Origin of the sequence: Duganella guangzhouensis (genome assembly GCF_009674535.1) — a bacterium.
Taxonomy (GTDB): domain Bacteria; phylum Pseudomonadota; class Gammaproteobacteria; order Burkholderiales; family Burkholderiaceae_D; genus Rugamonas; species Rugamonas guangzhouensis.
In genome coordinates this window covers 322,660-347,531 of the sequence record NZ_WKJK01000008.1, presented here as the reverse complement: position 1 = coordinate 347,531, position 24,872 = coordinate 322,660, and the positions used below count along the sequence as shown (strand labels likewise).

Below are 24,872 nucleotides of genomic sequence, written 5' to 3'. Positions count from 1 at the left end.
GAAATTATAGGCGATGCCGGCAGCGTTGCTGGTACTCCTGCAAAGATTGCTGCAGATAGCGCGCCACCGTGCCATTGTGTTTCAGCTGCGCCAGCGCCTCGGCCATCCTGGGCGCGTGTTCGGCCTGCGCCGGGTTGAGGTAGCAATGGCCGGTGGTGGTCAGTACCTTGCCCAGCTCGCGGATGGCTGGGGTGCGCGGCAGCGCCTCATGACAATCGTCGAAACGCAGGTAATCGTCGACCGCTTCCTGCACGTCAAAATACAGATCGGTGCGGCCCAGCTGCAATTTGCGCAAGCCTTGGCCGACGTCGTCGATCAGCGAACGCTGCTCCTCGTCCACATGGACTCGCAGCAGCGCTTCCAGCTCCAGGATGCCACGGCGGCATTCGCAGCGCTGGCGCAACTGTCTGAGCTGTTCCATGCCGTCGAAGCGCGCGGCCGCGCTGGCGCCGTACACGCAGAAGTTGACCGCGTTGTTCGGTTCGCTGAGTCTTATCAGACCGGGAAAATAATCCAGATAGCCAAAGGTGCGGCCCAGTTCACCATCGGCCAGGCCGGATTGCACCATGGCGGTGGCGCGTTTGGGCGGCACGTCGATGAATTCGAAACCGAGATCACTGAGCGCACACACGTCCTGATAGACCTTGATCAGCCATTGCGTGCGCGGATTGTCGTAGGGACGCGAGAACACAAACCGCAAGGTCTTGCGCGGTACAGAGAGCAGCGGCAGGGCTGCGGCCTGGAGAACTAATCGCCTGGTAATCATCGCTTGCGTCCAATTGATGCGGCTGCTGCCGTGTGTGCGTTGCCACACGGAAGAGCTGGTCATTAAAGCGCATGATAATAAAAAAACAGGCCGACGAGGCGGCCTGTTGGTTGTAGCTTATTTGGCGGAGACCGAGGCCATCCGCGTGCTGCCGCCGCCTGCCGGGCGCAGCAGCGCGAAGCGGTGCATCATGTCGTTGGCGTAGCCCTTGAAGCGGCCCATCTCGGCGGCGGTCAGTGGCGCCTGCGCCTGCACGTTCATCTTGCTCGGGTCTTTGGCTTCGCCGCCGACGCGGAATTCGTAGTGCAAGTGGGCGCCGGTCGACCAGCCGGTGGTGCCGACATAACCGATGACGTCGCCCTGCGACACCTTGGTGCCTTTTTTCATGCCTGGCGCGAAGCGGCTCATGTGGGCGTAGGCGGTGCTGTAGTTGGACCAGTGCTTGATGGTGATGAAATTACCGTAGCCATTCATGGTGCCGGCGAAATCGATCACGCCATCGCCGGCGGCGCGGATCGGCGTGCCGGTCGGGGCCGGGAAGTCGATGCCTTTATGCTGTTTCCAGTTGCCGGAAATCGGATGCACGCGCATCGCGAAGCCGGACGAAATCCGCGAGAACTCGACCGGCGATTTGAGGAAGGCTTTCTTCAGCGATTTGCCGTCGTAGCTGTAGTAGCCGCCGCCTTGCTTGCTTTGCGGATCTTCAAACCACACCGATTGATAGGTCGTGCCCTTGTTGGTGAACTCGCCCGCCAGCACGCGGCCGGCGCGCACAAACTCGCCATCCTGCCAGAAGGTTTCATACACCACGTTGAAGCTGTCGCCGCGTTTCAGGTCGCCGCGGAAGTCAACGTTGGTCGAGAACATTTCAATGATTTGCTTGACGATGGTGTCCGGCAGCTTGGCGCCGTCTTCGCTGGAGTCGGTTGCAGCGTACAGGGTCGAGGTGATGTTACGCGCGTGCATTTCCACACGGCGTTCCAGCTTGGCCGGCTCGGCGCTCGCGACAAAGCCATCGCCCTTGCGGGTGATCTTGATATTGGTGACTGGATCGTCCTTGCCGTCGACCACGGTGGCGCGCAGCCACTGCAGATTGCCTTCGTCGTCGGTCTGTGCCTGCACGCGTTTGCCGCTTTTCAGCTGCATCACGCCTTTCGCAACTTTATCTTTTTTGATAAAGTTCTCGGCCGCATCATCGTCTACACCCAGGCGGTGCAGCAACGTTGCCAGGGTATCACCGGCACGGATCTTCTCTTCGTGCACAAAATGTTCATTAGAAGACTGTTGGTCCAGCGCGTTGATTTGCGCGCTCAGGTCCGGTACAACCACGGCTTCCTGAACGGTTTTCACTGGCAGATCCGACGCGTCAGGCGCGAGAGGAGCTACACCGGCTGCACCAAAAGCACATACTGCGAGAAACAGAGCAGAGGCGCTGATGATGCGCGCCTTGCGCGTAGACCCTAGCAGGTTGAACAAGCGTGAGCTTGTGAATTTATGTATTTGGTTCATGCAATCAGTTAAAATTTGCCGCTTGAACTATTCAGGAACGTTTTATTTCTTCTAATTATATGTTTTGTTAGTTTTCGTGCGGCAAGATTGATGGATCGAGGATTATAACAAACTCCTGACGCTGACTACCTTTTTCTGAAAAAACCGTTTAAAAAATTATGACTACTCCTTCTTCGATACCGCCGGCTCCCTCTAAAGCGTTGCCGTTATCTGACAACGTAAAAGAGGCGCTCGCCATCACCAAACGCGGTGTCGACGAGTTGCTGATTGAAAGCGAGTTCGCCCAAAAGCTGGCGCGCTCGGAACAAAGCGGCGTCCCGCTGCGCATCAAGCTGGGCCTGGATCCTACCGCGCCCGACCTGCACCTTGGCCACACTGTTGTGCTGAACAAGATGCGTCAGCTGCAAGATCTGGGCCATCAGGTGATCTTCCTGATCGGCGATTTCACCTCCATGATCGGCGACCCGTCCGGCCGCAACGCCACCCGTCCGCCTCTGACTAAAGAGCAGGTCGAGCAGAATGCGATGACCTACTTCAAGCAGGCCTCGCTGGTACTGGACCCGGCCAAAACCGAAATCCGCTACAACTCCGAATGGTGCGACCCGCTGGGCGCGCGCGGCATGATCCAGCTGGCCTCGCGCTACACCGTGGCGCGCATGATGGAGCGCGACGATTTCACCAAACGCTTTAAAAATGGCACGCCGATCGCCGTGCACGAATTCCTCTACCCACTGATGCAGGGTTACGACTCGGTGGCCCTGAAGTCGGATCTGGAGCTGGGCGGCACCGACCAGAAATTCAATCTGCTGGTCGGCCGCGAGCTGCAGAAGGACTACGGTCAGGAGCCTCAATGCATTTTGACCATGCCGCTGCTGGAAGGTTTGGACGGCGTTGAAAAAATGTCCAAGTCGAAGAATAACTACATCGGCATCACCGAACCGGGCAACACCATGTTCGCCAAGATCATGAGCATCTCCGACGATATGATGTGGAAGTACTTCGATCTGCTGTCGTTCCGCTCGATCGCCGACGTGGCCGCGCTGAAGGCCGAAGTGGCCGGCGGCCGCAACCCGCGCGACGCCAAGGTGGCGATCGCCCAGGAAATCGTGGCGCGCTTCCATTCGCAACAGGCGGCCGAGGATGCACTGGCCGACTTCGTCAATCGCTCCAAAGGTGGCATCCCGGACGACATTCCGGAAGTAGCGCTGGGCGGCGCGCCGCTGGGTGTGGCGCAACTGCTGAAGCAGGCCAATCTGTGCGCGTCGACCTCGGAAGCGATGCGCATGGTGGAGCAGGGCGGCGTGCGCGTTGATGGCACCGTCATCAGCGACAAGGCACTGCAACTGCAAGCCGGCACCTTCGTGCTGCAAGTCGGCAAGCGCAAGTTCGCGCGCGTGACGCTGTCCGCATGATCGGCCTGCTGCAACGCGTAAGCAGCGCCAGTGTGGTGGTCGATGGCGTTACCATAGGCGCCATCGATGCCGGCTTGATGGTGCTGGTCTGCGCCGAGCGCAACGATACAGAAAAGGAAGCCGATGCGCTGCTGACGAAGCTGCTCGGTTACCGCGTGTTCGCCGACGATGCTGGCAAGATGAATCGCAGCGTGACTGACACCAACGGCGGCCTGTTGCTGGTGCCGCAGTTCACGCTGGCGGCCGATACCAAGTCCGGCACCCGTCCGTCGTTCACGCCGGCCGCCGCGCCCGCCGATGGCCTGCGGCTGTTTAACTATTTTGTAGAACAGGCGCGCCTGAAGCATCCGCTGGTGCAGACCGGCCAGTTTGGGGCGGACATGAAAGTGTCGCTGACCAACGATGGCCCGGTTACCTTCTGGCTGCAAACCGGCGCGAAATAAACGATGAAGCTTGCCAGCGACAGCTTCCGCAACCGCAGCGCCATACCGGCGCCGCATGCGCACGGCGATGGTGGCAATCTTCACCCGCAGCTGCGCTGGAGCGAGGTACCGGCTGGCGTGTCATCGTTGGCCCTGCTGTGCATGGATGCGGACGCGCCGGCCAATGGCGCCGATGTGCTGCACTGGGCCGTGGTCGACATCCCGCCCGGCCTGCATGCGCTGGCGGCGGGCGCGCTGCCGTGCGCCGCGCAGGCCACGCTGCATGGGGTGCCGCTGCGCCAGGGCCGCAATGACTACGGTGGCTATGGCTACCACGGTCCCTTGCCACCGCCAAACAACAAACACCACTATATCTTCCGCCTGTATGCGCTGGACGTGCCGCGATTGGCGCTGCCGGCGGATTTCACCTGCGCCGACGTGCTGGACGCGATGTACGGCCATATCGTCGATGAAGCGCAGCTGATCGGCACATATCAAAGAAATTAGCATGAACCACACCACCATACTGCTGATCCGCCACGGCGAGACGGCCTGGAACGCCGTGCGCCGTCTGCAAGGCCATATCGACATCCCGCTGAACGAGGAGGGCGAGCGCCAGGCCGCAGCACTGGGGCGCGCGCTGGCCGGCGAACAGCTGGACGCTATCGTCTCCAGCGACCTGCAGCGCGCCATGCAAACCGCGAAAGCGGTGGCGGCACAGCACAAGGGGCTGGCGCTGCGCACCGACCCGCAGTTGCGCGAGCGCGCCTACGGCGTGTTCGAAGGCATGCTGTACAACGATATCGAGGACGAATATCCGGCCGACTTCGCCTTGTGGCAGGCGCGCGATGTGGACGCCGTGATGCCGCACGGCGAGCGCATGGCGGAAAGCTTCCGCCAGTTCTACGACCGCGCCATCGCCGCGCTGCACGACGTCGCCGTGCGCCACGTTGGCCAGACGGTGGCGGTGGTGGCGCACGGCGGCGTGTTGGAATGCGCCTACCGCGCCGCGCGCGGCATCCAGCTCGACAGCCCGCGTGACTTTCAGGTCAAGAACGCCAGCATCAACCGCTTCGACGTCACCGACGACAAGTTGGTGCTCACTAGCTGGGGCGAGGTCGACCACCTGGCGCCGGCCGCCAAGGATGACATTATCTGATGAAGTCAAGGCTGCACATTTGCCGAATTCATAAAAAATAGTGCTTATTATTTGAGCAGGGATTGGGTTAAAATAGAAGGTTCCTTCTCTCCCAATTCAGGTATTGCCAGTGCAAATCGGCCCTCATTTACTGCGTAACAACGTTTTTGTCGCCCCCATGGCGGGCGTGACGGATCGTCCTTTCCGCCAGCTGTGCAAAGAGCTGGGCGCGGGTTACGCGGTGTCTGAAATGGCGGCTTCCAATCCGCGCCTGTGGGCTACCGAGAAGAGTTCGCGCCGCACCGATCACACCGGCGAAATGGAGCCGAAGGCGGTGCAGATCGCTGGCGCCGATCCCAAGGATCTGGCCGATTGCGCGCGCTTCAACGTCGAACGCGGCGCGCAGATCATCGACATTAATATGGGCTGCCCGGTCAAGAAAGTGTGCAACGCCTGGTGCGGTTCGGCGTTGCTGCAGGACGAGGAACTGGTCAAGCGCATCGTCGACGCGGTGGTGGGCGCGGTGGACGTGCCGGTCACGCTGAAGTTCCGCACCGGCTGGGACCGGGCAAACAAGAACGCGCTGAACATCGCGCGCATTGCCGAGGACGCCGGCATCGCGATGCTGACGCTGCACGGCCGCACGCGCGCCGACGGCTACAAGGGTGACGCCGAGTACGACACCATTGCGGCCGTGAAGAAATCGGTTTCAATTCCGGTGGTCGCGAATGGCGACATCACCTCGCCGGAAAAGGCGCGCTACGTGCTGGATGTCACCGGTGCCGACGCCGTCATGGTGGGCCGCGCCGCGCAGGGCCGGCCGTGGATCTTCCGCGAGATCGACCATTATCTGCGCACCGGCAAGCACCTGCCGGCGCCGTACGTGGACGAGGTGAGGGCGCTGATGGATGAACATTTGCGCGCCCACTATGCCTTCTACGGCGATTACCTGGGCGTCCGGACCGCGCGCAAGCACATCGGCTGGTATGTGCGCGACCTCCTGGGCGGCGAGGAATTCCGGCAGAAGATGAACCTGCTGGAATCGGTCGGCGAGCAGTTGCTGGCGGTCGACCAGTTCTTCGAATCGCAGTGGCGGTACGGCGAACGGTTACAATACCGCCCTGCCGAAGATTTGCAGGCCGCGTGAGCGGCAAGAGAGAAGTACTAAAAAAAGTCACATTATCAGAACGGCAAACGTTTCCAGCCACAAGCCCGAAATGATTTGCCAGCGTTATAGATTAATTAGCCGAACGACAAAAAATGAGCAAAGAAAGTATCCAGGAAGTCATTCAGAAGAGCCTTGAAGAGTACTTCAACGACCTGGGCGAGCAGCAAGCCTCGAACATCTACGACATGGTCGTGCTGACCGTCGAAAAGCCGATACTGGAAGTGGTCATGACCCGCGCCGACGGCAATCAGTCGCACGCGGCGCAGATGCTGGGCATCAACCGCAATACCTTGCGCAAGAAATTACAAGAGCACGGCCTGCTGTAATAGCGCCCGTTCGATCCGGCATGGTGTGGCTGGGGACGGCCGCAATGCCGTTCATCCAGAATTATTTAACCACCCTAGTCATACATAGCCATGATTAAACAAGCTCTCATCTCCGTATCCGACAAGACCGGTGTGCTGGACTTCGCGCGCGCGCTGTCCGCCATGGGCGTCAACATTCTGTCGACCGGCGGCACCGCCAAACTGCTGGCCGATAACGGCGTGCCGGTGACCGAAGTTGCCGATTACACCGGTTTCCCGGAGATGCTGGATGGCCGCGTCAAAACGCTGCATCCAAAAGTTCACGGCGGCATTCTGGCCCGTCGTGATTTCCCGGAGCACGTGGCCAAGCTGGAAGAGCACAATATTCCGACCATCGACATGGTGGTGGTCAATCTGTACCCGTTCCAGGCAACGGTTGCCAAGGACACCTGCACGCTGGACGACGCCATCGAGAACATCGACATCGGCGGCCCGGCCATGCTGCGTTCGGCGGCCAAGAACCACAAGGACGTGGTGGTGATCTGCGATCCGGCCGACTACGGCGTGGTGCTGGCGGAAATGAAAACCACCGACAACGCCCCAGGCTATGTCAGCTACGACACCCGTTTCACGCTGGCCACCAAGGTCTACTCGCACACCGCGCAGTATGACGGCGCCATCGCCAACTACCTGACCAGCCTGGACGCGACCCGTGCCCACGCCAGCCGCAGCGCCTATCCAGCCAAGCTGAACGTGGCGTTCGAAAAAGTGCAGGACATGCGCTACGGCGAGAACCCGCACCAGTCGGCCGCGTTCTACCGCGACGTGGTGACCACTCCGGGTGCGCTGGCCAACTACAAGCAGCTGCAAGGCAAGGAACTGTCGTTCAACAACATCGCTGACGCCGATGCGGCGTGGGAATGCGTGAAGAGCATGGGCGGCTTCGACCAGTCGGCCGCCTGCGTGATCGTCAAGCACGCCAATCCGTGCGGCGTGGCCCTGGGCAGCAGCGCTGCCGATGCCTATAAACGCGCATTGCAAACCGACCCGACCTCGGCGTTCGGCGGCATCATCGCCTTCAACGTGGAAGTGGACGCCACCGCCGCGACCGAGCTGGCCAAGCTGTTCGTGGAAGTGCTGATCGCGCCGTCGTTCAGCGCTGAAGCCAAACAGATCCTGTCGGCCAAGCAGAACGTGCGTCTGCTGGAAATCCCGCTGGGCGATGGTGTCAACGCCATGGACTTCAAGCGCGTGGGCGGCGGTCTGCTGGTGCAGTCGGCTGACTCGAAAAACGTGCTGCTGGCCGACGTGCGCGTGGTCAGCAAAAAGCAGCCTACCCAGCAGGAATTGCAGGACATGATGTTTGCATGGCGCGTGGCCAAGTACGTCAAGTCGAACGCGATTGTCTTCTGCGGCAATAACATGACCCTGGGTGTGGGCGCGGGCCAGATGAGCCGTATCGACTCGGCACGTATCGCTTCGATCAAGGCGCAGAACGCCGGTCTGTCGCTGGCCAATTCGGTGGTGGCGTCGGATGCGTTCTTCCCGTTCCGCGATGGCCTGGACGTGGTAGTGGACGCTGGCGCGACCTGCGTGATCCACCCAGGTGGCTCGATGCGCGACCAGGAAGTGATCGACGCGGCTGACGAGCGCGGCGTAGTGATGGTTTACACCGGCACCCGTCACTTCCGTCATTAATCGGAACCCGGCCCCGGCCCGAAAAGCCCGCATTGCTTGCGGGCTTTTTCTTTAGTGCATACAATCCGTTAATGATAATTCTCGGCATCGACCCCGGCTTGCGCACCACTGGCTTTGGCGTCATACAAAAGCATGGCAGCAAGCTGCGTTACATCGCCTCCGGCACCATCAAGAGTGGCGAGGGCGATCTGCCGACGCGGCTCAAGGTGATTCTGGACGGCGTGGGCGAAGTCGCCCGCACCTACGGCCCGGATTGCGCGGCCATCGAACAGGTGTTCGTCAACGTCAACCCGCAATCGACCTTGCTGCTGGGCCAGGCCCGTGGCGCAGCAATCTGCGCGCTGGTGTCGGCCGAACTGAGCGTGGCCGAGTATTCCCCAACCCAAATCAAACAGGCGGTGGTCGGCACCGGTCGCGCTGTGAAAGCGCAGATGCAGGACATGGTCGCGCGTCTGCTGCAACTGCCTGGCCTGCCCGGCACCGACGCCGCCGATGCGCTGGGTATCGCCATCTGCCATGCCCACAGCCGCGAAACGCTGACGCTGATCGCTGGCGGCACCAATCCCGCCGCCACCGGCCCGCTGGCCGGCATGCGCGTGCGTCGTGGCCGTCTGGTCGGCTAACTTTTAAAGGTAAAACACAATGATCGGACGTCTCTCCGGTATTCTGCTCGAAAAAAATCCGCCGCAACTGCTGGTGGACGTTGGCGGCGTTGGCTATGAAGTCGATGTGCCGATGAGCACCTTCTACAACCTGCCTGGCGTGGGCGAGAAGGTGGTGCTGTTCACCCATCAGGCTATTCGCGAGGATGCGCATCTGCTGTTCGGTTTCGGTAATGCCGAGGAACGCGCGGTGTTCCGTCAGCTGATCAAGATCACCGGCGTCGGCGCGCGCACCGCGTTGTCGATTCTGTCCGGCATGTCGATCGCCGATCTGGCGCAGGCGGTGACGCTGCAGGAAGCCGGCCGTTTGGTCAAAGTACCTGGCATCGGCAAGAAAACCGCCGAACGTCTGCTGCTGGAGCTGAAGGGCAAGCTGGGCGCCGACATTGGCGCTGGCGGCGCGCACGCCGCGCCGGATTCGCAGTCCGACATCCTGAACGCGCTGCTGGCGCTGGGTTACTCCGACAAGGAAGCCCTGCTGGCACTGAAGACCGTGCCCGCTGGCGCCTCGGTCTCGGACGGCATCAAGCAAGCCCTCAAAGCCCTGTCCAAAGGCTGATCCGCCTCAATTGTATCGCCGGCGGCTGCGCCTAAGCTCGATCAACGAGCCTAGCGGAGCCGCCCATCATGAACCATCCCCCACGCTTCCCCTGGAACCACTTTCCCCCGGTCTATCTCCACACGTCCGAGCGCTTTGTCAGGACACATCACGCCTTTGTGGCCGCCAGGGCAGGCGATAGTCGCGCATCAATGAAGTTGGTCGCTGATGCGATTCCTGTCAGTATGCTGGAGCAATTAGCGAAGCGTTTTGATGCACTCGCTCCGGTGTTGGTCAGTCCGCAGGTTGCAGAAAAATCTGGTCTTAGCACAACGCCCCAGGTGTTGGCTTCCGTACTTTCCGATTTCCTGCAATGGCCCTGTGAGAACAGAGTTATCAGGAGCGGTGGTGTAGGCGATACTGGATACGAACGACTTCAACGCCAAGCGATTTATGATGGCCCAGTGGTGATTGGTTTGAACTATCTGTTGGTTGATGAATTTATCGAGCACGGCGGAACTCTTGCCAACTTCCGAGGTCATATCCTCGAACAGAAGGGTTGCGTGATCGGAGCCACCGTTTTAGCCGGCGATGATTGCAACGCGGAGCTGGCGCTGACTGGCACGATATTATCTGAACTAAGGAGCAGACATGGACGCATCGAATACTGGTGGCGACAACGATTCGGTTTCGGCTTCGAATGCCTCACTGCGTCAGAAGCCAGATATCTCTGCCGGGTTCGCTCGTCTGAGAGCATTATTGCAAGCCTGGTCGCAATTGAACGATGAGGATCACGCTAAGTTGTCTTCTTTGGGCATTGATTCACCGGCACAGCTAATTGGTATTCCCTATCCTATGCCGACGGACGTTGAACTGCAGAACAGGGCCAGGGCACGTAGCTTATTAGGCACATACGTTGACCTGGGCCCGGATGTCCTTTGCCAGTTCCGCGAACAGCATGGGTATGTTTTCAGTGGGGACGGCGGCGTAGCCTAGCATCAGGCCGGGCTTGGCGTTGGCGGGATCGGCGTAGTAGGCGGACAGTGGCCGCGTCAGGATGCCGCGTTCGCGCGCGGCCTGGCTGATGGCGACGTCGTTGGTGCCGGCCGGCAGGCCGAGCGCCAGGTGCAGGCCGGCGTCGCTGCCGGAGATGGTGGCGGTGTCGCCCAACTCGACGCGGATCGCCGCTTGCAAGCAGGCCAGACGCTCGGCATACAACTGCCGCATCTTGCGCACATGCGATGAGAAGTGGCCTTCGTTGATGAAGTCCGCCAGCACCGCGTGCAGGAAGCTTTGGCCGTCGCGGAACAGTTCCGCGTTGGCGCGCGCGAAGCGTGGAGCCAGCGCTGCCGGTACCACCATGAAGCCAATGCGCAAACCAGGGAACAGCGTTTTGCTGAACGTGCCCAGGTAGATCACACGCTCGTTGCTGTCCAGCCCCTGAAGGGACGCCAGCGGTGGCCCGCTGTAGCGGAATTCGGAATCGTAGTCGTCCTCCACCACCCAGACGTTGTGCCGCGCCGCGTATTCCAGCAGCAGGCGCCGGCGCGCCAGACTCATCACCGGTCCCAGCGGATACTGGTGCGATGGCGTGACGAAGATGAAGCGTGGCGGCGTGCGCAGGGCTTCTTCCGGCAGCTGCATGCCCTCGGCGTCGACCGGCAGCGGTAGCGGTGTCAGGCCGCTGGAGCGGATCACATTGCGCGTGCCCCAGTAGCAGGGGTCTTCGACCCAGGCGGTGTCGCCGGCTTCGCCCAGCAGGGTGGCGGCCAGCTGGATCGACTGGTGGGTGCCGGAGGTAACGATGACTTGATCGGCCGTGCAGTTGACCGCGCGCGCCGTGCGCAGATGGCCGGCGATGGCTTCGCGCAGCGGCGGATAGCCGGCGCCGTCGCCATAGGTCAGCAAGGCCGGCGCGATGCGGCGCCAGTGCCGCGCCTGCAGCTTGCTCCACACCGCGTGCGGAAAGCGCGTGATGTCCGGAATGCCCGGCATGAACGCGCCCCATTGCGCCGAACTGGCGCCAGTCCCCGACAGCAGCCGCGCGCCGCGCGAACTCAGCGCCGAGCCCGCGCCGCTATCGATCGCAGCGCCGACCGCGTCGTCAGCCGCCGATCCCGTCGTCGCGCCACGCGCCACGCCTCCCGCGACCGTGCCAGAAGCCATGCGCGCCACCGTCGTGCCAGCGGCGCTGCGCGTCGCCTTGGGCCGGGCTGGCGCGGCGGCGGACAGGCGCGCCATGTTCGGCTCGGTGTCGGCCACATAAGTGCCGTCACCGGTGCGGGCTTCGAGGTAGCCTTCAGCGATCAACTGGTCATAGGCATAGGTCACTGTATTGCGCGACACGCCCAGGTCCGCCGCCAGCGCGCGCGTGGGCGGCACCTGCAAGCCGGGCTGGATTGCCCGGTTCAGGATGCCATCCCGCAGCAGCGCGTATAGCTGCCGGTTCATCGGCACCGGGCCGCCGCGCTGCAAATGCGTCAGCAGGTAATCGGAAATCGACACTTCGCTCATCGGATTGGCTCTATCAAATAATCAGGAATGGCTCTATGCCATGAGTCCGCGCTATTTTACAGTGGTCCCACTGAGAAACCCACTGGAGACCCCAAAATGAAAAACGCCGACCTGCAAGCCCGCAAAAACGCCGCCACCCCGCGCGGCGTCGGAGTGATGTGCGACTTCTACGCGCAACGCGCCAAAAACGCCGAACTGTGGGACGTCGAAGGCCGCCGCTTCATCGACTTCGCCAGCGGCATCGCCGTGCTGAACACCGGCCACTGCCACCCACGCCTGGTCGCCGCGATCCAGGAACAGCTGCAGCACTTCACCCACACCGCCTACCAGATCGTCCCGTACGAAAGCTACGTCGCGCTGGCCGAGCGCATCAACGCGCTGGCGGCCGGCGACTTCGCCAAGAAAACCGCGCTGTTCTCGACCGGCGCCGAAGCGGTCGAAAACGCCATCAAGATCGCTCGCGCCCACACCGGCCGCAGCGGTGTGATCGCCTTCAGCGGCGGCTTCCACGGCCGCACCATGATGGGCATGGCGCTGACCGGCAAAGTAGTACCGTACAAAGTCGGTTTCGGCCCATTCCCCGGCGAGACTTACCACGTACCGTTCCCGGTCGAGCTGCATGGCGTGACCGTGCAGGACTCGCTGGACGCCATCGCCCAGCTGTTCCGCGCCGATATCGACCCCAAACGCGTGGCCGCCATCATTATCGAGCCGGTGCAAGGCGAGGGCGGTTTCTACGTAACGCCGCCAGAGCTGATGCGCGCGCTGCGCAAGATCTGCGACGACCACGGCATCCTGCTGATCGCCGACGAAGTGCAGACCGGCTTCGCCCGTACCGGCAAGCTGTTCGCCATGCAGCACTACGACGTCGCGCCGGATCTGACCACCATGGCCAAGAGCTTGGCCGGCGGCATGCCGTTGGCGGCGGTCTGCGGCCGCGCCGAAGTGATGGACGCGCCGGCGCCGGGCGGTCTGGGTGGCACCTACGCCGGCAATCCGCTGGCGGTGGCCTCGGCCCACGCCGTGCTGGACGTGATCGACGACGAAAAGCTGCTGGATCGTTCCAACCGTCTGGGCGATCAGCTGCAAGCCATGCTGAACGAAGTCCGCGCCAGCGTGCCGCACATTGCCGACGTGCGTGGTCTCGGCTCCATGGTGGCGGTGGAATTCAACGACCCGGCCAGCGGCAAGCCGGACCCGGACTTCACCAAAAAAGTTCAGCGCGTAGCGCTGGAAAAAGGTCTGCTGTTGCTGACCTGCGGTGTGCACAGCAACGTGGTGCGTTTCCTGTTCCCGTTGACCATCGAAGACAGCGTGATGACCGAAGCGCTGGCGATTCTGGACGCGGCACTGCGAGCCTAAGGAGAAACACATGCAATTAAAAGACAACAGCCTGCTCAAGCAGCAAGCCTTTATCGACGGCGCTTTCTGCGCTGCGCAGGATGGCCGCGTGATCGAAGTCACCAACCCGGCCACCGGCGCCTTCCTCGGCTCGGTGCCGAATATGGGGGCTGACGACACGCGCCGCGCCATCGTCGCCGCCAACCGTGCCTGGGCCGGCTGGAAAGCCAAAACCGGCAAGCAGCGCGGCACCGTGCTGCGCAACTGGTACAACCTGATCATGGCCAACGCCGACGATCTGGCCATCATCATGACGGCCGAGCAGGGCAAGCCGTTGGCCGAGGCGCAAGGCGAAATCGCCTACGCCGCCTCGTTCATCGAATGGTTTGCCGAAGAAGCCAAGCGCGTGGCCGGCGACACGCTGCCATCACCATGGGAAGACCGCCGCATCGTCGTCACCAAGGAAGCGATCGGCGTCTGCGCCGCCATCACGCCATGGAACTTCCCAGCCGCGATGATCACCCGCAAAGTCGGCCCGGCGCTGGCGGCGGGTTGCCCGATCATCGTCAAGCCATCCGAGCTGACGCCGTTCACCGCGCTGGCGCTGGCCGAGCTGGCCAATCGCGCCGGTCTGCCGCCAGGTTTGCTGAACGTGGTTACCGGAGACGCCCGCGCCATCGGCGGCGAGCTGACCGCCAATCCGCTGGTGCGCAAGCTGAGCTTCACCGGCTCCACCGCCATCGGCAAGCTGCTGATGCAGCAGTGCGCGCCAACGGTGAAGAAGGTTTCGCTGGAACTGGGCGGCAACGCGCCGTTCATTGTGTTTGACGATGCCGATCTGGACGCGGCGGTGCAGGGCGCGCTGGCTTCCAAGTTCCGCAATGCCGGCCAGACCTGCGTCTGCGCCAACCGCATCTACGTGCAGGACGGCGTGTACGACGCCTTCGCCGCCAAGCTGGCCAGCGCGGTGGACGCGCTCAAGGTTGGCGACGGCATGGAGCAAGGCGTCACCCAAGGCCCGCTGATCGACCAGAAGGCGGTTAAGAAAGTTGAAGAACATGTGGCCGACGCCATCGCCAAAGGCGCGCGCGTGCTGACCGGCGGCCAACGCCATGCGCTGGGCGGCTCGTTCTTCCAGCCCACCGTGCTGACCGACGTCACGCCGCAGATGCAGGTGGCCGGCGAGGAAACCTTCGGCCCGCTGGCGCCGTTGTTCCGCTTCCACACCGAGACCGAGGTGATCCAGCAGGCCAACGATACCGAATTCGGCCTGGCCAGCTACTTCTATTCGCGCGACATCGGCCGCGTGTGGCGGGTGGCGGAAGCGCTGGAATGCGGCATGGTCGGCGTCAATACGGGCATTATCTCGAATGAGGTGGCGCCGTTTGGCGGCGTCAAGCAGTCCGGTCTGGGCCGCGAGGGTTCGAAGTATGGTATCGAGGATTACCTGGTGGTGAAATACATCTGCCTCGGCATCCAGTAATACCTTGGCCGCCATCAAAGTGAAGATAGCAACTGCGTTATTTTTCTCTGGTGGCGGCCCGGCTAGACTGTTATCACTGGAGACATAAAAAGAAGGACGCAGTGATGACGGACCATATTAAAAAAAGTTTCAAGGATGTAAAGCTGTTCCCCTACTGGCTGGACAATCCGGCCGCGCCGGAAGTCGAGCGCGAACTGATCGGCCCCACCAGCGCCGACCTGCTGATCGTCGGCGGTGGCTTCACCGGCCTGTGGGCCGCAGTGCAGGCCAAGGAACTGATGCCACATCTGGATGTGGTGGTGATCGAAGCCGGCAAAGTCGCTTACGGCGCCTCCGGCCGCGCCGGCGGCATCATCTCCACCTCGGTGATGCACGGCCTGCCCAACGCCACCCGCGTGTTCCCCAAAGACCTGGACATCCTCGAACAATTCGGCCACACCAATCTGGACGGCTTCAAAGAGACCGTGGCGCGCTACGGCATCGACGCCGACCTCGAATGGAATGGCGAGATGACGGTCGCCGTCGAAGACCGCCACCTGCCGCATCTGCGTGAAGACTTCGAACTGCACAAGCAGCATGGCCACAATGTGGTGCTGCTGAACCGCCAGGAAGCACAAGAACAACTTGGCTCGCCGCTGTACGCCGGCGCCATGTGGTCGCGCGACCGCAGCGGCATCGTCCATCCGGCCAAGATGGCGTGGGGGCTGAAAGCCGCCGCGCTGAAACTGGGCGTGCGGCTGTACGAACTGACGCCGCTGACGAAATGGGAAGACTGCGGCGACTACATGATCGTCCACACCCAGGCCGGCCGCATCAAAACCAAGCGCGTATTGCTGGGCACCGGCACCGCCTCGGTTGGCATCCCCGACATCAGCACTCGCGTGATGCAGGTGCGCGACCACGTGCTGGCCACGCAGCCGCTGAGCGCCGAACAGCTGTCGCGTATCGGCTGGAAGAATCGCCAGGGCATCTACGACACCCGCACCCAGCTCAACTACTATCGCCTGACCAAGGACAACCGCATCATCTTCGGCGGTTTGGTCAGCTACCACTTCAAGGGCAATAACAACCCGGCGGCGGACCGTGAGGAATCCACCTACTACAAGCTGGGCGAAGTGTTCTACAAAACCTTCCCGCAGTTGCGCGACGTTGGTTTTTCGCACGCCTGGGGTGGTCCTATCGATTACTGTTCGCGCGGCGCCGTGTTCGCGCGCCGTTACTTCAACGAGAAAGTGGTCTACGTCGCCGGCTACACCGGTTTCGGCGTGGCCGGCAGCCGCTTCGGCGCGCTGATGGGCCTCAACATTCTGTTCGACCGCGACACCCCCGAGCGCAAGCTCGACATCTCCACCCAAGGCCCGAACTGGATCCCGCCAGAGCCGCTGCGCTGGGCCGGCGCCAAGATCACCTTCCACGCTTTTGACGGCGCCGACGAGCAGGGCGGCTGGAAGCGCATGTGGATCGACGGCATCAAGAAGCTGGGCTTCCCGATGTAATCGGCGGCGGCCGGGCTTTGCTTCGGCCGCATCAATGTTTACTTCGCGAGATGTGTATTTTTGCCGGCGCGTCCGCGAATTAAGATTTCTCCATACCGATAAGAAAGTGCATACATCATGCAAGAGCAAGCTATTTTCAATCAGCCCTTGGGCGGCAATGACATGCCGCGCAGCGGCGGCATCGCCACCATGATGCGCCTGCCGCACGCGGCCAGCGCCCAGGGTCTGGATGCCTGCTTTGTCGGCATCCCGTTTGACCTTGGCACCTCCAACCGCAGCGGCGCGCGTTATGGCCCGCGCCAGGTGCGCAGCGAATCGTCGCTGCTGCGTCCATACAACATGGCCACCCGCGCCGCGCCGTTCGATTCGCTGCAAGTAGCGGACATCGGCGACGTCGCCATTAATCCCTATAACCTGGCCGATTCGATCACCCGCATCGAGCGCGCTTACGACGCGATTCTGGAACACGATTGTGTGCCGATCTCGCTGGGCGGCGACCATACCGTCACGCTGCCGATCCTGCGCGCCATCGCCCGCAAGCATGGCCCGGTGGCGATGGTGCACATCGACGCCCACGCCGACGTCAACGACACCATGTTCGGTGAAAAAATCGCCCACGGCACGCCGTTCCGCCGCGCGGTGGAAGAGGGCTTGCTGCAACCGCATTACGTGACCCAGATCGGCCTGCGCGGCACCGGCTACGCGGCCGAGGATTTCGACTGGTGCCGCGACCAGGGCTTCCGCGTGGTGCAGGTGGAAGAGTGCTGGAACCGCTCGCTGGTGCCGTTGATGGCCGAAGTGCGCGAACGCGTTGGCGACCGTCCGGTGTACCTGACCTTTGACGTCGATGGCATCGATCCCGCTTTCGCACCTGGCACCGGCACGCCCGAAATCGGTGGCCTGAGCGTCTCGCAGGGACTGGAGATCGTGCGCGGCATGCGCGGCCTGAACATCGTCGGCTGCGATGTGGTGGAAGTCGCGCCGCCTTATGACAACGCCGGTGTCACTGCGCTGCTGGGCGCCAATCTGGCTTTTGAAATGCTGTGCGTACTGCCCGGCGTGAAATACCGATAATCCCATGAATACCTACGACTACCCAACCAACGCCGGCGACCTCGCCGCCGCTTTATCCACCGGCGCGGCGCTGGTGCTACCCGGCGCGCTGATCGCCGGCAGTTTTGAATCCGGCAAGGGCGCGCAGCAGATCGTGCTGAATCCTGCCACCGGTGGCGCCATCGCCGAATTCAACGCCGCCGCCGCCGCTCAGGTGGAACGCGCGGTGCAGGCCGCGCAGCAGGCGCTGCCTGCATGGAAAGCGCGTAACCGGCTGGAGCGCGCCCGCGTGCTGCGCGCCATCGCCGACCGCATCGAAGAAGCGCACGACACGCTGGCCGCGCTGCAAGTGGCCAACAACGGCAAGCCCGCTGGCGAGGCGGAAGTGGATGTGCTGGACGTGATCAACGTCTTCCGCTACTACGGCGATCTGTGCGCCGGCATGAAGAACCTGCAGTCGGATGAATTGGACATCGGCGTCAGCGGCTACCACGCGCAAATGAATTACGAAGCCGTGGGCGTGGCCGGTCTGATCGTGCCGTGGAATTTCCCGATGGTGACCACCGCCTGGAAAGTGGCGGCGGCGCTGGCGGCCGGCTGCACCATCGTCCTCAAGCCGAGCGAGCTGACGCCGGTGGCCGAACTGGCGTTGGCGGGTCTGATCCACGAAGCCGGCCTGCCGCCGGGCGTGCTGAATCTGGTGTTCGGCGCCGCCGACACCGGCCGCGCGCTGGTCCAGCATCCGGGCGTCGCCAAGGTATCGTTCACCGGCAGCACCGCCGTTGGCGCCGCCGTGATGCGCGACTGCGCGGATCGCATGGCGCGCGTCAGCCTGGAACTGGGCGGCAAGTCGGCGCTGATCGTGTGCGCCGACGCCAACCTGCAACTGGCGGTCGATCTGGCGATAGGCGGCGCGTTCTGCAACGCCGGCCAGATGTGCTCCGCCACTTCGCGCATTCTGGTGCACGACAGTGTCTACACCGATTTCATCCTGCGCATGAAGGAGGCAATCGCCAACCTCAAGGTCGGCGGCCCGCAGCATGGCGGCGCCAATATGGGGCCGGTGATCAGCGCGCGCCAGCAGGACAAAGTGCTGTCCTACATCGCCCAGGCGCGCGCCGATGGCCTGCGTCCGGTGGCGGAAGGCAGCCTGCCGGATGACGCCAGCCATGGCTACTACGTGGCGCCGCATCTGTACGCGGACGTGCCGCGCAGCCATCCGCTGTGGAATGAAGAGATCTTTGGCCCGATCGCCTGCGTGCGCCGTTTCGCCACCAATGACGAAGCGGTACATGTGGCCAACGACAGCGAATACGGTCTGGTCGCCACCGTGGTGACCGAGGACAGCGCGGCGGCGGCCGCCATGTCCGAGGCGCTGCAAACGGGCCTGGTGTGGATCAACACACCGCAAATCATTTTCCCCGGCACCTCGTGGGGAGGATTCAAACGCAGCGGCATTGGCCGCGAGCTGGGCGTCGCCGGTGTGCGCGCCTATCAGGAAATGAAACAAGTTCTTAAAAACGCTTAAATCGGGAGCAAACATGAGCAAGACTGTAGCAGACATCATCGCCATCAACGGCGGCATCGCCCAATTCCAGAAGCTGGATTACGGCATGGACGAAGCGGATTGGCGCGCGTCCAGCGGTAGCAACAGCGCCTACGGCGTCGGCCTGTGGGAAGGCAAGCCGGGCGAGGTGGAATTCCCGGCCATGCCGTACGACGAAGCGTGCTGGATCATCGAAGGCCAGGTCGCGCTGATCGACGAGCAGGGCAGCCGCAAGGAATTCGGCGCCGGCCAGGGCTACATTCTGCCGAAAGGTTTCGCCGGCCGCTGGATCACCATCGCCGACGCCAAAAAATTCTATGTGACGCTGGAGTAAACCGGCCATGCGGCGCCTGCGGGCGCCGCAGCCACGTTGTTTGCACAAAAAACCAATCAGGAGACACCCACATGGAAGCGAACCACATGACCACATCCCGACGTAGCGCCTGGCGTGCACCACTGCTGGCGGCACTGACCGCGCTGGCGCTGACCGGCACCGGCACCGCCCGCGCCGAAGAAGAAAAAGTCCTCAACATCTACAACTTCGCGGAATACATCGCGCCGGAAGTCATCACCAACTTCGAAAAAGAATACGGCATCAAGGTACGCTACGACGTGTTCGACACCAACGAGGTGCTGCACGCTAAACTGGTCGGCGGCAAGACCGGCTATGACATCGTGGTGCCATCGTCGCCATGGGCCAAGATGCAGATCGCCGGTGGCCTGATGCAGAAGATCGACAAGAGCCAGCTGCCGAATCTGAAGAACCTCGATCCGGTGCTGCAAGCGCAGATGGCGCAGGTCGATCCGGGCAACCAGTATCTGGTCAGCTGGCTGTGGGGCTTCACCACCATCGGCATCAACGTCGACAAGGTCAAGGCCGCGCTGGGCAATACGCCGATGCCGGAGAATGCCTGGGATCTGGTGTTCAAGCCGGAGTACGCGTCCAAGCTGAAGTCCTGCGGCGTGTCGATCCTGGATTCCGCTTCCGAACTGTTCCCCGCCGCCCTGCACGCCATGGGCAAGAACCCCTACAGCAAGAACCCGGCCGACTATCAGGAAGCCTACACCCACCTGCAAGCGATTCGTCCCTACGTGACGCTGTTCTCCACCACCGGCTACATCAACGACATGGCCAATGGCTCGATCTGCGTGGCGGTCGGCTGGTCCGGCGACTTCAACGTGGCCCGCCAGCGTGCCATCGACAACAAGACCGGCCAGCACATCGAAGCGCTGATCCCCAACAACGGCGGCATCCTGACCTTTGAATCGATGGCGATTCCGGCCGACGCTCCGCACCCGCACAACGCCCACCTGTGGATGAACTACATTCTGCGTCCTGAAGTGCACGCGGCCATCACCAACAAGGTGTTGTACGCCAACGCGAATAAAGAATCGCTGAAGTACGTCAAGCCGCAACTGGTACAGAACAAGACCGTGTTCCTGACCCCGGACGACACCAAGAAAATGGTGGTGCCCGACGCCGTTGGCGCCGATGTGCGCCGCACCGTGACCCGCCTGTACACCAAGTTCAAGACCGGCGTCTGAACTGACGCTTTCGAGGAGAATCATCATGGCTGCAACAAGCCAGGGCAGCGCTTTGCCCAACGAATCACAATTCCTGTCGATTGAAGGCGTCAGCAAGGTCTTTGATAACGGCACCACGGCGGTTAACAACATCAGCCTGCAGGTGAAAAAGGGCGAGATCTTCGCCCTGCTGGGCAGCTCCGGCTGCGGCAAGTCGACCTTGCTGCGCATGCTGGCCGGCTTTGAAACGCCGAGCTCCGGCCGGATTCAGCTGGCGGGTCAGGACATCACCAGTCTGCCGCCGTATGACCGGCCGATCAACATGATGTTCCAGTCCTACGCGCTGTTCCCGCACATGACGGTGTGGGACAACATCGCCTTCGGCCTGCGTCGCGATGGCCTGCCGGCCAAGGAAATCACCGAGCGCGTGGAAGATAATCTGCGATTGGTGCAGCTGGAGAAGTTCGCCACTCGCAAGCCGCACCAGCTGTCCGGCGGCCAGCAGCAGCGCGTGGCGCTGGCGCGTTCGCTGGCCAAGCGGCCGCAGTTGCTGCTGCTGGATGAACCACTGGGAGCGCTGGACAAAAAGCTGCGCGAGCAAACGCAGCTCGAACTGGTCAGCATCATCCACCGTGTCGGCGTCACCTGCGTGATGGTGACCCACGATCAGGAAGAGGCGATGACGATGGCATCGCGCATCGCCATCATGAGCGAGGGCCAGTTCCTGCAGGTCGGCACGCCGGAGGATATCTACGAGTCGCCGAATTGCCGCTTCGTGGCGGACTTCATCGGCAGCGTCAATCTGCTGGAGGGCACGGTGACGGAAGACCATGCCGACCACACCATCATCGACACCGCCAGCGGTCCGATTTACGTCGGCCGTGGCGTGGCGGCGCCGCGCGGATCGCAAGCCGGCATCGCGCTGCGGCCGGAAAAAATCTCGCTGTCGCGCCAGCCGGTGGCCAAGCCTTACAACACGGTGCCGGGCGCGGTGGAGGAGCTGTCCTACTATGGCAACCTGACCGTGTTCCACGTGCGCCTGAACGACGGCCAGCGCCTCAAGGTCACGCACCTGAACCATTACCGCCATGACGACCTCGGATTCAATCCGGGCGACCAGGTGTATCTGCACTGGAGCGACGACGCCATGGTCGTCGTCACGCGCTAAGGAGGCGGTATGTTGACTCAACGTTTGAAGCACCAGGCCGGACGCCGGCTGGTGCTGGGGCTGCCTTTTGTCTGGCTGCTGGTGATGACCGCCGTGCCGGCGCTGATCATCCTGCAGTTCAGTATCTCGCAGATGGATGTGGCGAAGCTGATTCCGCCCTGGTCGGTGGCGCAGGGCGTGCTGAATGTACGCGTCGATCTGAACAAATACCTGTTCCTGCTGACTGATGCGCTGTACATCGAGGCGTATCTGTCGTCGCTGAAGTTCGCCACGCTGAACACCGTGCTGTGCCTGGCGATCGCCTATCCGTTCGCTTACTTCATGGCGCGTTCGCCGGAATCGCTGCGTCCATCGCTGCTGATGGCGGTGATGCTGCCGTTCTGGACCTCGTTCCTGATCCGCATCTACTCGTGGAAAGGGCTGCTGGCCAATAACGGCGTATTCAACAACGTGATGATGAGCATGGGCCTGATCCATGAGCCGATCCACATGCTGAACACGCCATTCTCGCTGACCTTGGGCATGGTCTATACCTATCTGCCGTTCATGATACTGCCGCTGTACACCACGCTGCAGAAGATGGATTTGCGGCTGCTGGAAGCGGCGCTGGATCTGGGCGCCACGCCGTGGCAGGCGTTCTGGCGCATCACCGTGCCGCTGTCGATGAACGGCATCGTCGCCGGCTCGATGCTGGTGTTTATCCCGTCGATCGGTGAATACGTGATTCCCGAGCTGCTGGGTGGTCCGGAAACGCTGATGATAGGCCGCGTGCTGTGGGATGAATTCTTCGGCAATAACGACTGGGCCATGGCGTCGGCGGTTGCCGCCGTGATGATCCTGCTGATTCTCGGCCCGATGGCGATCTTCAACAAATACCAGAGGGCGAAATGATGACGAAGTATCTGACCCGTGGCTGGATGGGACTGGTGTACCTGTTCCTCTATCTGCCCATCGTATCGCTGGTGGTGTTTTCGTTTAACGAGTCGACCCTGGTGACAGTGTGGTCGCAGTTTTCGATCAAGTGGTATCAGTCGCTGCTGCACGACCAGGAGTTGATCGACGGCCTGCTGCTGTCGCTGAAAGTGGCCTTCCTGTGCGCGCTGCTGTCGGTGGTGCTGGGCACCATGGCGGCGATGGTGGTGGTGCGCTACAAGCGGTTCCGTGGCCGCATGCTGTTCGAGAGCATGCTGAATATGCCGCTGGTGATGCCGGAGGTGATCGTCGCGCTGTCGGTGATGCTGCTGCTGGTGATGGTGCAGGATCTGACCGGTTTCGGTGGCCGCGACATGAAGACCATCCTGCTCGGCCATACCCAGCTGGGCATGGCCTATGCGGCGGTGGTGGTGGCCTCGCGCCTGCGCGAGCTGAATATCTCGCTGGAAGAGGCGGCGCAGGATCTGGGCGCGCGGCCGCTGGCGGTGTTCTGGCATATCACGCTGCCGCTGATCGTGCCGTCGCTGGTCTCGGCCTTTCTGCTGACGTTCACGCTGTCGTTTGACGACGTGGTGATTTCCGCCTTCCTGGCCGGTCCCGGCGCGACCACCATGCCGGTGGTGATCTTCTCGCGCGCCAAGTTCGGCCTGAACCCGACTGTCAACGCGGCGGCGGCTGCCACCGTGTTCGTGGTGACGGCCTGCGTGGTGCTGTCGGCACTGTACGAAGCGCGGCTGCGCCGTCAGCGCCAGCGCGAGGCGCGCATCCGTGACGCCGCCACGGGGGCGGCCGCCAAGCCGTCCCGCCCGACCGCCGCCGTAGGCGTAGGCGCGGCGCGGCCGGCACAAGAACAACAACTCATCAAGGAGACGACATGAAACGCAATCAACTGATGGCAGCCGTGGTGTGCGCGCTGCCGCTGCTGGCCTGTGCGCAGGACCAGAAGAGTGAAATCGAAGAACTGCGCGCCGACATCGCGCGCATGCAGGTCAAGCTGGATGGCATGGAAACGGCGCACAGCGATGCCGGTTTCGCCGGTCTGAAAATCAGTGGCATGATCGACCCGACCTTCATCGCCAGCGGCAACCGCCGCAGCGCCGGCTTCAACTTCCTGAACAACTTTGATGGCGTGGATCGCAGCGGCGCCGGCCAGGATTCGACCTACGCCTTCGATAACTCCTTCTTCGGCATGGCCATGCTGGCCTTCGACAAGGAAACCGAAAACGGCACCAAGTGGCACTTGCAGCTGGTGCCGCACAAGAGCGCCAGTTCGTCGATGAACCTCGGCTCTATCATCCACGAGGCCACGGTCACGATTCCGCTGGAAGACAAGAACGTGCGCATGCTGGCCGGCCAGTTTGCCGACTTCACCGGCTACGAATACTTCCTGGCGCACCAGACCAAGCTGGTGACGCACAATCTGCTGTTCGACTTCACCCAGCCAAGCTACTACGTCGGCGCCGGTGTGGAGGCGGTGGTGGATGCGTGGACCACCAAGGTGCTGGTGGCGAACATGAACAAGTCCAGCCAGTCGGACCGTGAGCATGACCCGATCGTGGTGTTCCGCACCGATTATCTGCATTCGGAATTCAGCGGGGTTGGCGTCACCGGCCAATTCGGAAAATACCTGGGCCAGCGCTTGACCATGCTGTCCAGCGACGCGTTTTACACGCGCGGTGCGGTATCGTTGAATGGCCAGATCAACGTTGGCCAGTGGCGCAACAAAGCCTTTAACGGCGGCGATGCGCGCTGGGCCGGCACGTCGCTGCAAGCCGCGTACAAGGTCACGCCGCGACTGGAACTGGTGGCGCGCGGCGACTATCTGAAGAACGACAAGAACGGCGGCGGCACCATCGCCACCGTGTTCAGCGACGATGGCGGCGATTATCGAAACGGTCTGGGACCATCACCTGAAGCGCTGGCGGTGGCGGATGCCGGCGGCACGCTGCGCGGCGCCAACCGTTCGGCGCTGACCTTGGGCGGCAACTACGCCTACAACGAGAACGTGGTGTTCAAGTTCGAGGGACGCTACGATCACGCCAGCCAGAACGTGTTCCTGAAGCCAGGCGACAACCAGTACCGCAATAACAACACCTTGCTCGCGGCATCTGTAGTGGCAACATTCTAAGCAGAAATTTGACGCTTGCATTGCCGGTGAATGACAATGCAAGCGAATACTTTCCTGGACTGAGCATC

24 protein-coding genes are annotated in these 24,872 nt (G+C 62.2%); 21 read left to right on the top strand and 3 right to left on the bottom strand.

The window, feature by feature from the left end; translation table 11 throughout:
* Positions 1–4: 4 nt before the first annotated feature.
* Together GJ699_RS17590 and GJ699_RS17585 are read right to left on the bottom strand one after the other, a co-directional pair.
* A complete protein-coding gene (locus tag GJ699_RS17590; RefSeq protein ID WP_154378562.1) occupies positions 5–829 on the bottom strand; it encodes a transporter substrate-binding domain-containing protein in 825 nt (274 codons plus the stop codon).
* Positions 830–883: 54 nt separating this feature from the next.
* Entirely contained in the window at positions 884–2,275 is a 1,392-nt protein-coding gene (locus GJ699_RS17585) for a M23 family metallopeptidase (protein WP_154378560.1), read from the bottom strand.
* A 158-nt stretch (positions 2,276–2,433) separates the two neighbouring features.
* On the opposite strand from GJ699_RS17585, the gene tyrS reads away from it, so the two are divergent.
* The 10 genes from tyrS to GJ699_RS17535 all read left to right on the top strand — a co-directional run bounded on the left by tyrS (position 2,434) and on the right by GJ699_RS17535 (position 10,406).
* Positions 2,434–3,687 (top strand): tyrosine--tRNA ligase, encoded by a 1,254-nt coding sequence (gene tyrS, locus GJ699_RS17580; RefSeq protein ID WP_154378558.1) that lies wholly within the window; start codon positions 2,434–2,436, stop codon positions 3,685–3,687.
* The gene (dtd, locus tag GJ699_RS17575; RefSeq protein ID WP_154378556.1) at positions 3,684–4,130 is read left to right on the top strand and encodes a D-aminoacyl-tRNA deacylase; all 447 of its coding nucleotides are present in this window, start codon (positions 3,684–3,686) and stop codon (positions 4,128–4,130) included. Before tyrS ends, dtd begins: the two co-directional genes overlap by 4 nt.
* Positions 4,131–4,133: 3 nt before the next feature.
* Positions 4,134–4,616 (top strand): YbhB/YbcL family Raf kinase inhibitor-like protein, encoded by a 483-nt coding sequence (locus GJ699_RS17570; protein ID WP_154378554.1) that lies wholly within the window; start codon positions 4,134–4,136, stop codon positions 4,614–4,616.
* Position 4,617: 1 nt separating this feature from the next.
* A complete protein-coding gene (locus GJ699_RS17565) occupies positions 4,618–5,268 on the top strand; it encodes a histidine phosphatase family protein (protein WP_154378552.1) in 651 nt (216 codons plus the stop codon).
* 109 nt (positions 5,269–5,377) lie between these two features.
* Positions 5,378–6,394, top strand: a complete 1,017-nt coding sequence (gene dusB, locus GJ699_RS17560) for a tRNA dihydrouridine synthase DusB (protein WP_371867586.1) — start codon at positions 5,378–5,380, stop codon at positions 6,392–6,394.
* 113 nt (positions 6,395–6,507) lie between these two features.
* Positions 6,508–6,741 (top strand): helix-turn-helix domain-containing protein, encoded by a 234-nt coding sequence (locus GJ699_RS17555; RefSeq protein WP_135199639.1) that lies wholly within the window; start codon positions 6,508–6,510, stop codon positions 6,739–6,741.
* Between the two features lie 90 nt (positions 6,742–6,831).
* A complete protein-coding gene (purH, locus tag GJ699_RS17550; RefSeq protein WP_154378548.1) occupies positions 6,832–8,418 on the top strand; it encodes a bifunctional phosphoribosylaminoimidazolecarboxamide formyltransferase/IMP cyclohydrolase in 1,587 nt (528 codons plus the stop codon).
* Between the two features lie 71 nt (positions 8,419–8,489).
* Positions 8,490–9,041, top strand: a complete 552-nt coding sequence (ruvC, locus tag GJ699_RS17545) for a crossover junction endodeoxyribonuclease RuvC (RefSeq protein ID WP_154378546.1) — start codon at positions 8,490–8,492, stop codon at positions 9,039–9,041.
* A gap of 19 nt (positions 9,042–9,060) precedes the next feature.
* Positions 9,061–9,639 carry a Holliday junction branch migration protein RuvA gene (gene ruvA / locus GJ699_RS17540; RefSeq protein ID WP_154378544.1) on the top strand — a complete coding sequence of 193 codons (579 nt, stop codon included), beginning with the start codon at positions 9,061–9,063 and terminating at the stop codon, positions 9,637–9,639.
* A 68-nt stretch (positions 9,640–9,707) separates the two neighbouring features.
* Complete coding sequence (locus GJ699_RS17535; protein WP_154378542.1) at positions 9,708–10,406, top strand: phosphoribosyltransferase; 699 nt, start codon at positions 9,708–9,710, stop codon at positions 10,404–10,406.
* 115 nt (positions 10,407–10,521) lie between these two features.
* Here the strand turns inward: GJ699_RS17535 and pdxR are convergent, their stop codons facing one another.
* Positions 10,522–12,132, bottom strand: a complete 1,611-nt coding sequence (gene pdxR, locus GJ699_RS17530) for a MocR-like pyridoxine biosynthesis transcription factor PdxR (RefSeq protein ID WP_154378540.1) — start codon at positions 12,130–12,132, stop codon at positions 10,522–10,524.
* Between the two features lie 96 nt (positions 12,133–12,228).
* On the opposite strand from pdxR, the gene GJ699_RS17525 reads away from it, so the two are divergent.
* From GJ699_RS17525 to GJ699_RS17475, 11 genes are all read left to right on the top strand, one after another.
* The gene (locus GJ699_RS17525; protein WP_154378538.1) at positions 12,229–13,494 is read left to right on the top strand and encodes a 4-aminobutyrate--2-oxoglutarate transaminase; all 1,266 of its coding nucleotides are present in this window, start codon (positions 12,229–12,231) and stop codon (positions 13,492–13,494) included.
* A 10-nt stretch (positions 13,495–13,504) separates the two neighbouring features.
* Positions 13,505–14,956: an NADP-dependent succinate-semialdehyde dehydrogenase gene (gene gabD / locus GJ699_RS17520; protein WP_154378536.1), complete on the top strand. Its 1,452-nt coding sequence runs from the start codon at positions 13,505–13,507 to the stop codon at positions 14,954–14,956.
* Positions 14,957–15,060: 104 nt separating this feature from the next.
* A complete protein-coding gene (locus tag GJ699_RS17515; RefSeq protein WP_154378534.1) occupies positions 15,061–16,452 on the top strand; it encodes an NAD(P)/FAD-dependent oxidoreductase in 1,392 nt (463 codons plus the stop codon).
* A gap of 117 nt (positions 16,453–16,569) precedes the next feature.
* A complete protein-coding gene (gene speB / locus GJ699_RS17510) occupies positions 16,570–17,526 on the top strand; it encodes an agmatinase (protein WP_154378532.1) in 957 nt (318 codons plus the stop codon).
* Between the two features lie 4 nt (positions 17,527–17,530).
* Positions 17,531–19,033 carry an aldehyde dehydrogenase family protein gene (locus tag GJ699_RS17505; protein WP_154378530.1) on the top strand — a complete coding sequence of 501 codons (1,503 nt, stop codon included), beginning with the start codon at positions 17,531–17,533 and terminating at the stop codon, positions 19,031–19,033.
* Between the two features lie 13 nt (positions 19,034–19,046).
* Positions 19,047–19,385 (top strand): cupin domain-containing protein, encoded by a 339-nt coding sequence (locus GJ699_RS17500; RefSeq protein WP_154378528.1) that lies wholly within the window; start codon positions 19,047–19,049, stop codon positions 19,383–19,385.
* 71 nt (positions 19,386–19,456) lie between these two features.
* A complete protein-coding gene (locus GJ699_RS17495; RefSeq protein ID WP_229262137.1) occupies positions 19,457–20,596 on the top strand; it encodes a polyamine ABC transporter substrate-binding protein in 1,140 nt (379 codons plus the stop codon).
* Positions 20,597–20,621: 25 nt separating this feature from the next.
* Positions 20,622–21,743: an ABC transporter ATP-binding protein gene (locus GJ699_RS17490; RefSeq protein ID WP_154378526.1), complete on the top strand. Its 1,122-nt coding sequence runs from the start codon at positions 20,622–20,624 to the stop codon at positions 21,741–21,743.
* 9 nt (positions 21,744–21,752) lie between these two features.
* Entirely contained in the window at positions 21,753–22,634 is an 882-nt protein-coding gene (locus GJ699_RS17485; protein ID WP_154378524.1) for an ABC transporter permease subunit, read from the top strand.
* Positions 22,631–23,554 carry an ABC transporter permease gene (locus GJ699_RS17480; RefSeq protein WP_154378522.1) on the top strand — a complete coding sequence of 308 codons (924 nt, stop codon included), beginning with the start codon at positions 22,631–22,633 and terminating at the stop codon, positions 23,552–23,554. The genes GJ699_RS17485 and GJ699_RS17480 overlap by 4 nt, the downstream gene beginning before the upstream one ends.
* A complete protein-coding gene (locus tag GJ699_RS17475) occupies positions 23,551–24,804 on the top strand; it encodes a DUF3138 family protein (RefSeq protein WP_154378520.1) in 1,254 nt (417 codons plus the stop codon). Before GJ699_RS17480 ends, GJ699_RS17475 begins: the two co-directional genes overlap by 4 nt.
* Positions 24,805–24,872 lie beyond the last annotated feature (68 nt).